We start from the raw sequence: 1,646 nt of genomic DNA, 5'->3' as shown, positions 1-1,646 counted from the left end.
ACGCTCCACGGTGCGAGTGGTGCAGACTCTCTTACGGGCGGACTTGGGGACGACGTTCTTTGGGGAGGCGGAGAAAGCGACGCTCTGAACGGCGAGTCTGGCAACGACATCCTCAATGGAGGTGACGATTCAGATTCGTTGTCCGATCTTGATGGAAACAATATACTTCGAGGGGACGCTGGAAATGACTCCCTTGTTGCGGGTGCTGGAAGTGACACGCTCGAGGGAGGACTGGGCGATGATACCCTCAATGGTGGCGACGGACTCAATTTTCTCTATGGAGAGAGCGGATCAGATCTAATCGTTGGTGGAGCTTCGAGCGATTACTTGAACGGTGCAGATGGCGCTGACAGTCTTTGGGGGGGCGGCGGCGGCGATACACTGCAAGGCGGGACGGAGAGTGATGCACTCAATGGAGAGGACGGCAACGACGACCTAGACGGTCAAGATGGTGAGGACATTCTGAACGGGGGGGCAGGCGATGACACGCTGTCCGGATCGAGCGGCAATGATGTTCTAATCGGCTCGATAGGCAATGACCGTCTCGATGGAGGGGCTGGGCTAGATGACCTTTCCGGCGGAGCGGATCAAGACACCCTCTTCGGTGGCGATGGTGCCGATACCCTTCACGGCGACGGAGGCGACGATCAACTGGAGGGTGGCGTCGAAAACGACACGCTAGTCGGTGGCTCAGGTTCTGATCAGCTATACGGCGGCCAAGATAACGACAGCCTCGATGGAGGGGATGGTATTGATTTCCTGTGGGGCGGGTACGCCAACGATACACTCGTGGGCGRCACCGGCGACGATGTGCTCAATGGCGAGTGGGGCAGCGATTTTCTCTCCGGCGGAGACGGTTGGGATAGGCTCAATGGTGACGATGGCAATGATACCCTTGATGGTGGTGCAGGTGATGACGAGCTGTTCGCGGGGTATGGCAACGATCGGCTCATTGGAGGCGCGGGTGCCGACTTTCTCGACGGTGGGGAAGGAACTGACACGATCGTCTTGACCGGTGATCGCACTGACTATGAGATCATGCTCTATAGCGCGTTCGGGAAGTATGGAGTTGTCGACAAACGTGTAAACTCGCCCGACGGAAGTGATATCGCCAACGTGGAGATATTCGAGTTTGCTGGTGGCTACTCTCTAACAGTTGATGAGTTGGATTACATCATCAGCGAGGACCGAATTTTCGGATGGGACATTGAGAACAGCGACGGCACGCGAACTAAGATCGACTGGCGCGTTTACAACAATCCAGGCGGAGGGGAAGTAACCTCAATTGCGGTGAACCGCTTTAACACCTCGGGTCAACAAATCAGCCTTACCGCTTTCAACGACGGGGGAAGCCGATATGCCTACGCGTGGGATCGCGCGAATACCGAGTTGTGGAGTGAGTACGAGCAAATTTACGACAACGCGGGCAGGCTTGTCAGTCACGACATTAAGTATGACGACAAGACGGAGGTCCATTGGCGCTGGAAGTTCGACTCATACAACTGGCGGGAGCGACATGATTATGATGCGGATGGCGTTGTTCGTAGGAGCACCTACGACCGAACCGGCGGTGGCAAACTCGTCGAAGACTTTGCGATCAGTACCGAGTATGGGCTTGCTTATCGCGAGCAGGAATTCAATGGAGA

Annotated in this window: 1 protein-coding gene and 1 pseudogene; both read left to right on the top strand. The window is 56.0% G+C overall.

Annotated features, from left to right (window positions below; genetic code table 11):
* A pseudogene (locus AC1DT3_RS20360) lies at nucleotides 1-102 on the top strand (hypothetical protein); the annotation flags it as partial.
* Nucleotides 103-138: 36 nt separating this feature from the next.
* The coding region (locus AC1DT3_RS20355; RefSeq protein ID WP_477467024.1) for a calcium-binding protein at nucleotides 139-1,646 on the top strand (1,508 nt) is incomplete at its 3' end.

The sequence above is a fragment of the Microvirga sp. P4_G7 genome, assembly GCF_056401005.1.
This window is presented reverse-complemented; position numbering and strand designations above follow the sequence as displayed.